This window comes from Sphingomonas sp. CL5.1, from assembly GCF_013344685.1.
In the GTDB taxonomy this organism is placed as follows: Bacteria; Pseudomonadota; Alphaproteobacteria; order Sphingomonadales; family Sphingomonadaceae; genus Sphingomonas.
In genome coordinates this window covers 2,878,272-2,891,780 of the sequence record NZ_CP050137.1, presented here as the reverse complement: position 1 = coordinate 2,891,780, position 13,509 = coordinate 2,878,272, and the positions used below count along the sequence as shown (strand labels likewise).

At 61.4% G+C, this 13,509-nt stretch carries 12 protein-coding genes; 8 read left to right on the top strand and 4 right to left on the bottom strand.

Translation table 11 applies throughout. From position 1 onward, the window contains the following. Positions 1-5 precede the first annotated feature (5 nt). The 3 genes from F9288_RS13970 to F9288_RS13960 all read right to left on the bottom strand — a co-directional run bounded on the left by F9288_RS13970 (position 6) and on the right by F9288_RS13960 (position 3,365). On the bottom strand, positions 6-1,886 hold the full coding sequence (locus F9288_RS13970; RefSeq protein WP_217482530.1) for an AMP-binding protein: 1,881 nt from the start codon (positions 1,884-1,886) through the stop codon (positions 6-8). A gap of 92 nt (positions 1,887-1,978) precedes the next feature. Continuing rightward, entirely contained in the window at positions 1,979-2,446 is a 468-nt protein-coding gene (locus tag F9288_RS13965) for a MaoC family dehydratase (protein WP_174837346.1), read from the bottom strand. A 28-nt stretch (positions 2,447-2,474) separates the two neighbouring features. Then, positions 2,475-3,365: a CoA ester lyase gene (locus tag F9288_RS13960; RefSeq protein ID WP_174837345.1), complete on the bottom strand. Its 891-nt coding sequence runs from the start codon at positions 3,363-3,365 to the stop codon at positions 2,475-2,477. A 99-nt stretch (positions 3,366-3,464) separates the two neighbouring features. On the opposite strand from F9288_RS13960, the gene F9288_RS13955 reads away from it, so the two are divergent. The 6 genes from F9288_RS13955 to F9288_RS13930 all read left to right on the top strand — a co-directional run bounded on the left by F9288_RS13955 (position 3,465) and on the right by F9288_RS13930 (position 8,641). Next, positions 3,465-4,247 carry an SDR family oxidoreductase gene (locus F9288_RS13955; RefSeq protein ID WP_174837344.1) on the top strand — a complete coding sequence of 261 codons (783 nt, stop codon included), beginning with the start codon at positions 3,465-3,467 and terminating at the stop codon, positions 4,245-4,247. Positions 4,248-4,366: 119 nt separating this feature from the next. Beyond that, complete coding sequence (locus tag F9288_RS13950; RefSeq protein ID WP_174837343.1) at positions 4,367-5,098, top strand: GntR family transcriptional regulator; 732 nt, start codon at positions 4,367-4,369, stop codon at positions 5,096-5,098. A gap of 306 nt (positions 5,099-5,404) precedes the next feature. Then, a complete protein-coding gene (locus F9288_RS13945; RefSeq protein WP_174837342.1) occupies positions 5,405-6,655 on the top strand; it encodes a CaiB/BaiF CoA-transferase family protein in 1,251 nt (416 codons plus the stop codon). 22 nt (positions 6,656-6,677) lie between these two features. After that, positions 6,678-7,229, top strand: coding sequence for a nuclear transport factor 2 family protein (locus F9288_RS13940; RefSeq protein WP_174837341.1), 552 nt, complete (start codon positions 6,678-6,680; stop codon positions 7,227-7,229). A gap of 38 nt (positions 7,230-7,267) precedes the next feature. Beyond that, positions 7,268-8,008 carry an SDR family oxidoreductase gene (locus F9288_RS13935; RefSeq protein WP_174837340.1) on the top strand — a complete coding sequence of 247 codons (741 nt, stop codon included), beginning with the start codon at positions 7,268-7,270 and terminating at the stop codon, positions 8,006-8,008. A gap of 60 nt (positions 8,009-8,068) precedes the next feature. Further along, positions 8,069-8,641: a nuclear transport factor 2 family protein gene (locus tag F9288_RS13930; protein ID WP_174837339.1), complete on the top strand. Its 573-nt coding sequence runs from the start codon at positions 8,069-8,071 to the stop codon at positions 8,639-8,641. A gap of 175 nt (positions 8,642-8,816) precedes the next feature. On the opposite strand, the gene F9288_RS13925 is transcribed toward F9288_RS13930, so the two are convergent. Next, positions 8,817-9,185, bottom strand: coding sequence for a hypothetical protein (locus F9288_RS13925; protein ID WP_174837338.1), 369 nt, complete (start codon positions 9,183-9,185; stop codon positions 8,817-8,819). Positions 9,186-9,406: 221 nt separating this feature from the next. On the opposite strand from F9288_RS13925, the gene F9288_RS13920 reads away from it, so the two are divergent. Continuing rightward, positions 9,407-10,888: an aldehyde dehydrogenase gene (locus F9288_RS13920; protein ID WP_174837337.1), complete on the top strand. Its 1,482-nt coding sequence runs from the start codon at positions 9,407-9,409 to the stop codon at positions 10,886-10,888. A gap of 407 nt (positions 10,889-11,295) precedes the next feature. Beyond that, entirely contained in the window at positions 11,296-13,476 is a 2,181-nt protein-coding gene (locus F9288_RS13915; RefSeq protein ID WP_174837336.1) for a TonB-dependent receptor, read from the top strand. The last annotated feature ends 33 nt before the right edge of the window (positions 13,477-13,509 follow it).

Genomic DNA, 13,509 nt, shown 5'->3' with positions numbered 1-13,509 from the left:
GTTTGTCAGTTAATCTCGATGATCGGGAGCATCGCGGGGATCTCATCCAGCGGAATCGCCGGATCGAGCGCCGACAGATCGCCCGCCCGCTCCCCGAGATGGCGTGCGCGGATCGCGCGGCGCATGATCTTCCCGTTGCGTGTCTTGGGCAGACCGCCGACGACATGGATGGCGGACGGCGCCATGCCCTTGCCGAGCGCCGCGGTGACATCGGCCAGCAGCTCCGCCGGATCGAGCGCGACATCGCCCCGTGGCGACACGAACGCGACTACCCGCTGCCCACGAATCGGATCGGGAACGCCGATCACCGCCGCTTCCGCGACCCCCGCGAGGCCGACAAGCGCGGACTCGATCTCCGCCGGGCCGACGCGCCGGCCACCGATCTTCAGCGTATCGTCGGATCGACCGTGGATATGCCAGTAGCCGTCGGCATCGACGCTCGCGAGATCGCCGTGCACCCACACGTCCGGCCAGCGGCTCCAGTAAGTCTCAAGATAGCGTGCATCCGCCCGCCAGAAGCCATGCGCCATGCCCGGCCAGGTATTGCGCAGCACCAACTCACCGATTCCGGTAGTCGGCCGCCCCTCCGCGTCGAGTACGTCCACGTCCATTCCCGGCAGCGGTCCGCAGAACGATGCTGGCGATTGCGGCAGGATCGTGTAGCAAGAAAGAATACCACCGCCCGTTTCCGTACCGCCGGAATAATTGAGGACCGGCAGGCGCCGCCGCCCCACATCCTCGAACAACCATTGCCAGGTCGGCAGGTCCCACGCCTCGCCTGTCGAGGCGAAGGCGCGCAATGACGACAGGTTCGCTGCGGGTTTCGCGCCTGCCATCTTCGTGCGCAATCCGCGCGCGGCGGTTGGCGCGACGCCGAGAAGCGTCACATGGTTGCGCGCGACGATTTCCCACAGCCGCTCCGCGCCCGGATAGTCGGGCAGCCCCTCGATCATCACCAGCGAGGAACCGAGATGCAGACCACCGACGATCATCAGCGGTCCGAGCATCCAGCCCATGTCCGCGATCCACCCGAGCACGTCATCGCCCTGAAGATCAAAGGCGAATCCGAAATCAATCGCCGATTTCAGGAGATAGCCAACATGCGAATGGACGATTCCCTTCGGCGCGCCCGTGGTGCCGGAGGTGTAGATGATGAACAATGGGTGATTGGGGTCCAGTGCCATCGGCGGCGCTGCATGCGGCTCGCCCCGACGCAGATCGTCCCAGCGGTGATCGCGGCCGGGCGTCATCGGCACCGCCGCGTCCGTATTGGTGAGGACGATCATATGCCGGACCGACGGCGACCGCGCCACCGCGCCGTCGGCGATCTCCTTCATCGGCACCGGCTTGCCGCGTCGCGTAGTCGCATCCGCCACGACGACGATGCTGACCTGCGCGGCATCGAGCCGCGTCGCCAGCGCCTCGCTGCCATAGCCGGAGAAGGCCGGCACCACGATCGCGCCGATCTTCGCTGCCCCGAACAGGGCGACCGCCGCCTCGGGCTGAGGCGGCATGAACAGCGCGATCCGATCGCCCGTGCGGACCCCAAGGCGCTGCAGCGCGCCCGCGAACAGATCCACCTCGCGTTTCAGCTCGGCAAAGGTCAGCCCGCGATGCTGGCCGCTGTCGCCTTCGTAGATAATTGCCGGGCGATCACGCTGCGCCGCATCGGCCGCATGGCGCTCGACGCAGCTCTCGACGACGTTCAGCGTCGCTCCCGTAAACCATCGCGGAAAGGCGCGCCCTTTCGTCTCGTCGCGCACGGCGGCGATTTCGCCCCTGAGCGGAACGCCAAGCTCTTCCGCCGCTGCGCGCCAGAACCAATCCGGCCGCTCGACCGAGTTGCGGTGCATCTCCTCAATCGAGGCCAGGCCCCAGCGTTTCATCGCGCGCGCGAGGCGGCTGCGGGCAATGTCCGCAGCGGACGGACGCCATACGGCCGCCGCACCATCACCAAACGCGACACGACCGCGCATCGTCACGCCGCTTCGGCGACGTGGGATTTCTTGATCATCATGCCGACGCGCCTGCATTCGCAGACGACTTCATCGCGCTGATTGATCCCCTGATGCAGGAACGTGACGATGCCGGCATTGGGGTATTTGCTGGACTCGCGGCGCTCGATCACTTCGGTACGAACCCGGATCGTGTCGCCGAAGAACACCGGCTTGGGAAACTTCACCCCGTCGAAACCAAGATTGCCGAGCGTCGTGCCTTCGGTGGTTTCGGCCACGATCACCCCGCATACCAGCGACAGCGTGAACATGCTGTTCACCAGGCGCTGACCCCACATCGTCTTCCTGGAATATTCCTCGTCGAGGTGAAGCGGCGCGGTGTTATGGGTGAGCGCGGAAAACAGCGTATTGTCATATTCGGCGACGGTGCGGCGAAGCGAATGATCGACCACCAGTCCAGGTTCCAGTTCTTCGTAGTAGAGACCAGCCACAACAGCTTCCTTTCAATGATTTGCTATTTCATGTAGTCGTCAGCACGCGGTGCATCTCCAGCACCGCCCTTGCCGTTTTCACATGCGCGTAGTCGACGTGATGACCTTCGTAGTTGATGGCGGCGCGCCCATCAGCCTCCGCCGCCTCGAACGCTTCGATCATCCCGGAGTAGAAGATGACATCCTGTTCCGATGGCGAGTATATCTCGTTCACCATCTGGATATGCGAGGGATGGATCAGCACTTGTCCGCGAAAACCGAGCTGACGATTCTGGATCGCAAAGCGGCGCGCGCCCTCGGGATCATTGAGATCCTGCCAGATACCCACAATCGGAAATTCCAGCCCCGCCGCCCTGGTCGCCAGCAGCGCCTGGCTGCGCAAGTAGAGCGTTTCCATGCCTTCCGGCGTGAATTCGAACCCTACCGAACGCGACACATCGGCATCGCGCGCCGTTCCGGGGAAAAGCGTCGCGACGCGCGGGCTGGCGGCGATCATCGCCTCGCAATTCGCATAGGCTTGTGCCGTTTCGAGCGAGAGGATGAACTCGATGCTCCCCGCGGCAAGCCCGTTGCGCCGCTCGAAATGGGTCACCAGCGCATCCAGCCGGACCACGTCGTCCGGCCCATAGGATTTGGGCAGCACAAGGCCGTCCAGCCCCTCGATCGCCACCTGCTCGATATCGTCACCCGTCATGCCGGTCTCGAGTGCGTTCACCCGGACGTAGACGCCGACCCGACGCGGTCCCGCCGCCAGCGAGCGGATCGAGGTCGCGACGATCGCGCGCGCTTCGCTTTTCGCCGCGGCTGGCACCGCATCCTCCAGATCAAGGATCACGCCGTCCGCCCCGGCGGCGACCGCCTTCGCCGGCCACCCCTCGCGATGACCGGGAACGAACAGAATCGATCGCATCGGTTGCATGAATCAGCCCTCTTGCCACAGCCCCATTTTTCAAATATTGTGCATAATATATAATATGTGGCAAGTGCGTTTTTGCGAAATCATCAGTCGGAGGAGAGAATGGGCTATATCGACGACCTGTTCGGCGTGCGGGGGAAGCGGGTGCTGGTGACGGGCGGGACGCGCGGCATCGGGCTTGCGATCGCTGAAGGATTCGTGCGCGCCGGCGCCACCGTCTATGTCTGCTCACGCGATGAGACGGCGTGCGCCAAGGCACAGCAGACACTTTCCGCCCACGGAAGATGCGTGGCGTTCCCGGCGAATATCGCAAATGCTGATGGCCGCGCGACGCTGATCGCCGCGCTGGGCGAGCATGAGAACAGGCTGGACGTGCTGATCAATAACGCCGGCGCAGTTTGGGCGGCCCCGATCGAGAATTATCCCGAAAGCGGCTGGGACAAGGTTTACGACCTCAACGTGAAGGCGAGCTTCTTCCTTATCCAGCAATTGCTGCCGATGCTCGATGCCGCAGCGACGCGAGAGGATCCGGCGCGGATCATCAACCTGGGATCGATCAACGCCCTGCGCATCCCGACGCACGAAACCTATGCCTATGTCAGCTCCAAGGCGGCGCTTCATCAACTGACGCGGCATCTGGCCGGGCAGCTCGCGCCGCGATCGATCACCGCCAACATCATCGCCCCCGGCCTGTTTCCCAGCAAGATGCTCACCGCCGACATCGCGCGTCGCGGCGAGGAGGCGCTGGTCGCGCCGATCCCGCTCAAGCGATTGACCACGCCGCAGGACATGGCGGCGGCGGCGCTCTATCTCGCGTCGCGCGCCGGTTCCTATCTCACCGGCGCGGTCATTCCGGTCGACGGCGGCATGGCGACAACGATCTGAAGGGCCATGCGCGAAAATGGGAGACGCGCTGGACAGCGCGAGGGATTTGATCGAAGCACCGCACGGCTTTCAAACGGGATCGCTTGACCATCATGGCGAATAATGAGGGACGCTCGCTCATGCTTCAACCGGCGGAGGACAATGGCCGGGTCCAGCTGTCAAACTGGGTCGCCGCCAAGCTTCGCGAGCAGATCGTATCCGGCCAGATCAAATCGGGCCAGTTCCTCCGCATCGACGCCGTGGCGAAATCGCTCGATGTGAGCATGACGCCCGTGCGCGAGGGCTTGCTGATGCTCCAGAGCGAATCCTATGTGCGGCTGATCCCGCGCAGGGGCTTCATGGTCAACGGCTTCAGCCGGCAGGATCTCCTCGATCTTTTCTGGGCGCAGGCGACGATCGGGGCGGAACTGGCGCGCCGCGCCACGACGCGGATGACCGACGAGCAGATCGCGGAAATGGAAGGTCAGCAGCGCGCCTACGAAACGGCGATCGCCAGTGACGACAAACCGCAGATCGACCGGCTGGGCCATGTCTTTCACCGCGCCATCAATCTGGCGGCGGATTCTCCTCGCCTGGCGCTGCTTCTCGGGAGCCTGACGAAACAACTGCCCAATCGCTTCTACGCGACGATCGAGGGGCAGTTGATGCACGCGATGGAATATCATCCGATCATCCTCAACGCGATCAAGCTGCGCGACCCGGAGGCTGCCGCCTCACTGATGTTCCGCCATATCGTGTTGGGCGGCGAAGGCCTGGTCGCGACGCTCGATCGGCAAGGGCTGTGGGACGATGATTCCACCCCGGAACCAAAAGGTAAAAAAGCCTCGAAGGAACGTCGCGCCCGATCGTAGCGACAGCGACCGTGGCCCCGCCCACGCTTCATCGCCCGGGCCGCCTTCGTATTCACCGGGCGCCCCGCCATCGGTCCCCATCGACGGTGACATTTCCCGATCGCGATTCCGAATTAGTCTCTCTCCACTGACGCCATCGCCGCGCGCGCACTGGCGGGACGAACTTTTCAATTCGCGGATAGCCAGTGGGGGGATTGTGAGCGAGAGTCTTTATCCGTTCGCCAGCGCGCCTGTCGGGCTGATGTTGTCGACGAGAATCCCGACCCGGCGCGCCGCTCGCGAACTTCAGTTCCGAAACGACACGGCATGAAGATCGGGGAAGTAAGGCACCCCGAACGCGCGCGCTTCGGCAAGCCGCTCGACGGCGTGCGCATCCTCGCGCTCGAGCAGCAGCAGGCGCTCCCCTTCGCGACGCAGTTGCTTGCGCGGCTTGGCGCCGATGTCGTCCGGCTAGAACATCCCGAGCGCGGCGATACTTCCCGCCTGACGCATCCCCATGTGAAAGACCCGAAAGGAGCCATTACCGGCAGCACCTTCCTGCGCAACAACATGAACAAGCGGTCGATTGCGGTCGATATAAAATCAGAGGCCGGCCGCGAGATCATACGGAAGCTGGCATGCCGTTTTGACGTATTCGCGGAAAACTTCCGTGCCGGTACGCTCGACCGGCTCAACCTCGGTTATGCCGACCTGGCACCGATCAACCCCCGGCTCATCTATGCCTCTATATCCGGCTTCGGGATGAATCCGGCCTCGCCCTATTTCGGGCAAGCGGCCTTCGCTCCGATCGTCGAAGCGCTGTCGGCTTTCTATGATTTCAAGAGAAAACCGGATCAGGCACCGGTGATCGGCGTTGCCGGAGCACTCGGCGATACGGCGACAGCAATGTTCGCCGCCGTCGGCATTCTGGCCGCGCTCCGGCACCGCGACGCAACCGGCGACGGCCAGCATATCGACATCGCGATGTACGACACGATGGTCTCGATGGTTGATGTGATGATTAATTACTACTCGCTCGGCAAACCGTCGACCCTCACGCCCGCCAACCTGACGGCAGGCTTTCGCGCAAAGGATGGCTATTTCGTCCTGCAATGCACCCGGCAACCCCATTTCGTCGCGCTCGCTCGTATTGTCGATCGCCCGGAATGGATCGAGGATCAGCGCCTCCAGAACGGCGCGGGCTGGGGTGCACATATCGAGGATGTGATTCGGCCCGCGGTGGAAGACTGGGCAACCAACCTTACACGTGACGAGGCATGCGCGATCATTGCAAATGCCGGCATCGCGGTCGGCAAATGCCAGTCGATCCAGGAAGTTATCGCTGACCCCCATATCGTGGTGCGCGACATGATCGTTTCCGTCGATCGCGTCGACGGCGTGACGCAGCCCGCGCTGGTGCCCGGCAATCCGATCAAGCTATCCAATATGGCCGAGGGGCCGGAGAGGCGCGCGCCGTGGCTCGGCGAACACACTTCCGAGTTGCTCGAAGCCGAATTGGGCCTGTCGCCGCGCGAAATCGCCGAACTCGCCGCAGACGGAATCGTATCCTGTTTCTGAAGCGGATGCCTGGAGGACGACCATGGCCAAAATGATGAAGGCGCTCCTGTCCTGCCCCATAATGCTGGCGCCCGTGATCGCCTCGGCAGCAATGGGGCGGGTCGCGAACCAGCCGGCCATCGCGCGGCCGGCGGAGCTATCCGGCATGGCGCGGTTATTGGCAATGGAGGAGATGAAGAACCTCCGCATGACCTTCTGCCGCGCGCTCGACGGTCACGACTGGATAGCGCTCAGGTCGGTAATTACCGACGATTTCGAGCAATATTTCGCGGAGACCGACGGACCAGGCGGCCCTGATGTTCGTCCGCCGATCCGAACCAAAGGGGGCGATGCATATGTCGACTTCGTCAAGACTGTGCTGACTGGGCAATCCATCCACATCTGCACCATGCCGCAATTCGTCAGCGTCACCGCCAACCATGCGCAGGCCCTTTGGTTCATCAACGGCTACGGCAATATCGCGGGGCGATCGGGCCTCGGCTACGAGCGGCTCGTCGAAGACTATGTCCACGTCGACGGCAAGTGGCGGATCAGCAAGGTCGATGCGCGGATCGAAGCGCATGTCGGATTCTAGGGTCCTCGCGCGAAACCCAAAACGTCTGAGAGATTTCCATGAACGATATCGAGAGCAAGGTCGTCGTCATCACCGGGGCAAGCAGCGGCCTGGGGGAAGCTGCGGCGCGTCGTCTTTGCGCGCAAGGCGCAACCGTGGTGCTGGGCGCGCGCCGGTTCGAGCGCATTGATGCTCTTGCCCGCGAACTGTCCGCGAGTGGCGCCAGCGCGCTTGCCATATCCACCGATGTGACCCGGCGGGAACAGGTGCAGGCGCTCGTCGACCGGGCAATCGCCATCTATGGCCGTGTCGACGTCATGCTCAATAATGCCGGGTTGATGCCAAGCTCCCGGCTCGAACTTCTGAAAGTCGACGACTGGGACCGGATGATCGACGTCAACATCAAGGGGGTGCTTTATGGCATCGCCGCGGTGCTACCGCACATGATCGAACGGAAACGCGGCCATATCATCAATGTCGCCTCGATCGCGGGACACAAGGTGCGTGGCGGCGGGGTTGTCTATGCCGCGACCAAACACGCGGTGCGCGCGATCTCCGAGGGGCTGCGGCAGGAAGTGAAGCCGTGGAATATCCGCACCACGATCATCTCTCCCGGCGCGGTGGCGACAGAATTGGCGGAAACCATCACTGATCCCGTCGTGCTCGAAGGAATGCGCGCCGTATATTCCCGCGCAATCTCCGCCGATTCCTTCGCCGCGATGGTGACGTTCGCGATGAGCCAGCCGGAAGACGTGGATATCAACGAGATAATCTTTCGGCCCACCAGCCAGGAATATTGAAATTCGTGCTGTCGGCATCGCGAGCACGCAATTAATTGTTTGTTGGAGAGGGTAAGAAAAATGGTGAATATCATGGGGTGGCTGATAAGATCGGCTTCTGGCTTGGCGCTATTGTTGCCGATCGCCGCGTCGGCTGAGTCGCAGGGTGCGAATGTCCCCGAATCCTTGCGGGCAACGGTTGAGCGATTGGCCGCGATAGAGGATATCAAGCTTGCGCGCATCCGTTTTTGTCGCGCGATCGACAATCGCGACTGGGCTGCGCTGAACGCCGTTCTGACCGATGACGTCTCGATGCGGTTGAGCAGCAAGATCGACAGCGACAAGGCCCAGACTCTGGCGGATATGCAGGGGCGCGAGAATGTGGTGAAATTCACGCAGAATCTTCTGGGCGAGAAGATGCGTACCATCCACCTGGTGATGATGCCCGATATCGCATTCGACGGCCCCACCCATGCGCATGCGAAATGGTGGATTGATGGCTACGGAGACCTGTCGAAGGCCGATGCCGCGCTCAGGGAGCGCCTCAAGGGAAAGACCGGCGTAGTGTTCGAGGAACTGGAGGAGGATTATGTGAAGATCGGCGGCAAATGGTTGATCCAGAAGATCGACACGGTTGGCGTCGCAACATATTGAGATCTTCGCCGCCGGGAGAATCCGGGACTGATTTCCGGTGCCGCCTGTCCCCGACCGCCTCGCAGGCCCGATTTCCCCGGCGCGGCGCCCGCTTCCGGCCGGGAATCACCGCGCGAGTGCCCCGGGTGGCCCAGGCCGGGGCGGATCGCACCTGATCCACCGCCAAGCCGGTGGATCAGGCCGCCAGTGGCGTGGCGAGATCCATTTCGGGGGAGATATATTCTTCCACGCGCACGATGCGCCCGCCTTCCGTGGCAAGCAGCTGGATAAGGTGAATCCTGCCGATCGGCTGCATCGTCATCGACGCCTGGCAGAGAAAGCCTTTCGCGGTCGGCATGATGCGAACCTCTTCAAAAGGGGGAATCCGCCCCGCGTCATGCGCGGCGATGAAAGCATCCATCGCATCGCGTTGAAGTATCCACCTGTTGTCCGAACTGTGCCATATCTCACATTCCGGCGCGCAAATATCGTTCAGGACCGAAAAATTGCCGCTCATCGCCGTCGACCACCCGCGCATCAGACGCTCGTCATCCCGCTCGGTCATATCGGATATCCTCCTGCAAGATTCCTGGCTGACGCGTAGGATTAGCGGTTTCCCGTCGACACGATGCCCCCACTCATGGGGACTGCGCGAGCCGATGACGGATGTTAGGGTAAATGGTCGCGACAGGTCGATTGTCCTTCCCGGGCCAGCTCCGAAATTGCTCGGCCCCGTCTGGAGATCCGCCTCCGTCGCAGCACGATATCACATTGAGGAGAGTATCGATGACCGACGCCCCCGGCATCCTTGAGCGGCCCGACCAATTCTTCATCGGCGGCGATTGGGTCGCACCGTCGAGCGGCGCCAAGATCGACGTCATCAATCCCGCCACCGAGGAGTTGTTCATCAGCGTCGCCGAGGCGCAGGCGGCGGATATCGATCGCGCCGTCGCGGCAGCTCGCCTGGCGTTCGACAAGGGGCCGTGGCCGCGCCTCTCCCATGCCGAGCGTGCGAAATACCTGCTGGCATTCGGCGCCGAGCTTCAGAGGCGACTGGCCGAATTCAGCCAGGTCTGGACATCGGAAATCGGCGCGACGCGCGGCGTGGCAGACGGCTTCCTCGCGGGCGTTCCGTGGGTATTCGAATATTATGCGGGTCTTGCCGAGAAATTCCAGTGGGTAGAGCGCCATGAAGCGCTGCATTCACCCGGCGCGGTGGCGAGTTTCCTCGTTCGCGAGCCGGTCGGCGTGGTCGGCGCGATCGTACCGTGGAACGGCGCCCCGTTCCTCGCTGCCTGGAAGATCGCGCCCGCCATGCTCGCGGGATGCACCGTCGTCCTGAAGGCATCACCCGAGTCTCCTGGCGCGCTCCTGCTGTTCGGGGAGATCGCCAAGGCGATCGGCCTGCCCGCCGGCGTGCTCAATGTGGTCACAGCCGATCGCGAGGTGTCCGAATTGCTGGTGCGCAATCCGGGGATCGACAAGATCACCTTCACCGGCTCAAGCGCGGCAGGCAAGAAGATCGCCTCAATCTGCGGCGAGCGCATCGCCCGCTGCACGCTCGAACTCGGCGGCAAGTCCGCGGCGGTCATTCTCGATGATTATGATGTCGAGGAAGCCGCCGCCCATATCGCGACCTATGCGCCTGTTCTGAGCGGACAGGTCTGTTCATCGCTCACCCGCCTCGTCATCTCGAAGCACCGTCACGATGCTTTTGCGGAGGCGATGGCGGCGGCATTCAAGGCGATTTCCGTCGGCGACCCGTCCGACACCGCGATCGGCATGGGGCCGCTCGCGATGGCGCGCCAGCGCGATCGTGTCGAAGGATATATCGCGAAAGGACGCGAGGAGGGCGCGAAGATCGCCACCGGCGGTGGTCGTCCGGCGCACCTCAATCGCGGCTATTTCATCGAGCCGACCGTTTTCACCAATGTCGACAACAGCATGACCATCGCGCGCGAGGAGATTTTCGGCCCGGTCGTCAGCATTATTCCAGCCGACAACGAGGCCCATGCGGTGGAAATCGCAAACGACACGCTGTTCGGGTTGAATTCCTCCGTATTTACCAACGACCCGACTCGCGCCTATCATGTTGCGCGGCAACTTCAGGCGGGAACCGTCGGGCACAATTGGTTTCGCACCGATTTCTCGATCGCCTTTGGCGGCTTCAAACAATCGGGCATCGGGCGCGAAGGCGGCACCGAGGGATTGCTCCCGTTCCTGGAGACCAAGACCATCATCCTCGAAGGGGAGCCGAATCTCGGATAGGGAAAAACCGGAGCGGCCATGGGCAGTTCAAACCGCTTCTTGTAAGCGACAGCCGCGAAACTGGCCCCTAGCGCCCCGAACCGACTGCGTCGCTCAACGCCACCACAACAGAACATCCCGCGAGGGAGAAGAACGACAAAGGGGGATCGCCGGATCCCCCTTTTTGATCGCTCCTGCCCGGCCCGGGCGCCCACATTGCACGCCGCGGCGAAAGCGCAATCCCTGTCCCCAGTCGTGGGGGCAGACAAACGCCCATTTTATACATTATCTATAATTAGAGACCACACGTGATACAGCAGGTGTCCGGACCGACGACCGGATAGCTCGAGCAGTTATTTCCGTAAATAATTATAATTATTCCACAATATCATTCAATCGAACATAGACAACGAAATATGGAGAGGGAGATGAAGAAATTTAATCTGCTATGTGGCACCTTGTTGACGTGTATGCCGCTTTGCGCGCAGGCTGAAACCGTGGGAAATTCGTCTCCGGGTGCCGAGCAGGCCGCGTCGGACAACGCCGAAACCAGAGACGCCAGGGATATCAGGGATATCGTCGTCACCGCGCAGCGCCGCGCCGAGCGGCTCGCCGACGTTCCCGTCTCGGTCAATTCGATCAGTCAGGAAGAACTGCAAACCAAGCATATCAGTTCGCTGAACGATCTCGGTCAATCGGTCACCAGCCTGCGCTTCGAGGGACAAGCCCCGCAATTCGAACCAACTCTACGCGGCATCGGTACACTAGTGCAGGGCGGCGGCGTGGATGCCAGCGTGGCCGTGTATCTCGATGGGGTCTATCTTCCCAATGGCGCGGGCATGGGATTCAATCTGGCGAACGTCAGTAGCGTGCAGGTATTGAAGGGGCCGCAAGGCACGCTGTTCGGACGTAACACCACCGGCGGCGCTATCCTCGTGACCACCGCCGAGCCTTCGTTCCACTGGACCGGCAGCGTCAAGGGCACGTATGCAAGTTATAGCGACGGACGACTGGAAGGATATGTGTCCGGCCCGATTTCATCCAATATCGCGGTAAGTGTCAGCGGATATTATCGCGAAACGCCTGGCTATATGCAAAATGTCGCCGATTTCAACCGCCTCGACACGCGCGCGAAAATTTTCAACATCCGGCCGAGCATTCTGATTACCAACAATGACAATTTCAAGCTCAGGCTGATCTACGAACACAGTTACATATTTGATACTACGGCCGTCACCGCGAGTAATCCGGATGGATACAATTATGCGGTCCTGGCCGGCATTCCCGGTGCGGTGGCGGGAAGCGGTTTTCCCCGTTACGCCGCCGACGGCCCACCGACCAATCTGACCACGGCCGACGCCTTTTCAGCGATCGCAAATTACCAACTATCGGCGACGACGTCGATCCAGAATGTCGCCAGCTATCGCAAGGATTCAAATCTTTTCATTGTCGATGCCGATCAATCCAGCGCACCGATCCTGACCGTTGCGCAGTATCTGAAATTCAAAACCTTCTCCGATGAAATAACCATCTCACATAAATCCGGAGAAATAGACCTTGTTGCTGGCGCGAATTATTATAATAGCATCGCGGACACACCATATACCTATATTACCACTTTCGGCACGAAGGTCGTCATTGATTCTAACACCATCAAGAGCGAAGCGCTCGGCCTGTTCGTCGATGCGACTTATCAGCCGGTGAACGGCCTCTTCCTCACGCTTGGCGGCCGTTACAGTCTCGAGAGCAAGGATATCTCGGTCGAAGCGGGCGGTGTTCCGCCGGCGACGGAAGATCATCACCGCTGGAATGCGTTCACGCCTCGCGCCATCATCCGCTACCAGATCGATTCAGGCGACAATATCTATGCGTCATACAATCGCGGTTTCAAACCGGGCGCTTACGCGGGCTATCCCCCTGTTCTCGTGAAACCGGAGCATGTCGACGCCTTTGAAGCCGGGTTCAAGCATGCGTCGCCATTGCTCGACTTCACCGCAGCGGCCTTCTACTATAAATATGTCGACTTTCAGGTCACAACCTATGATTTCAGCACCGGCCTCGGCACGACGATCAACGCGCCGGGGGAACGGAGCTATGGCTTCGAGGCCGAAACCACGATCCGTCCCACGCATAATTGGCGGATCAGTCTTGCCGGCGCCTATCTCAATGCAAAATTCACCGACTTCAAGGACGGCAACAAGCAGATCAAGCAGATCGCGCCAGGTTTCCCGGATGGAACCGGCCAATGGGTTCCGGTCCCGCAGGATGCAACGGGAACGGTGGTGCCGCGTTCCCCGAAATGGTCCGGGAACGCTTCGACCACCTACGATCTCGATGTCGGCATCGGGAAGCTGCAATTCACCGGCAACATGACCTTTGCCAGCAGTCTCTACAACATCATGAACGAACAATTCCGCAATCCGGCTTATGTGGAATTCGGCCTGAATGCTTCATTTGTTCCAGTCCGCGGGCATTGGAAGGCGGAAGTGTTCGTCACCAATCTCACCGACAACCATCGCTACCTGCAGTATCAGGGCGGACCATTCGGAACATACGCGCTCTACGCCCCGCCCCGCGTGGTTGGCGCATCCCTGGCGTACAATTTCTGACGGCCAGGGTTGTCTCGGTTCAGGAGGGAATGA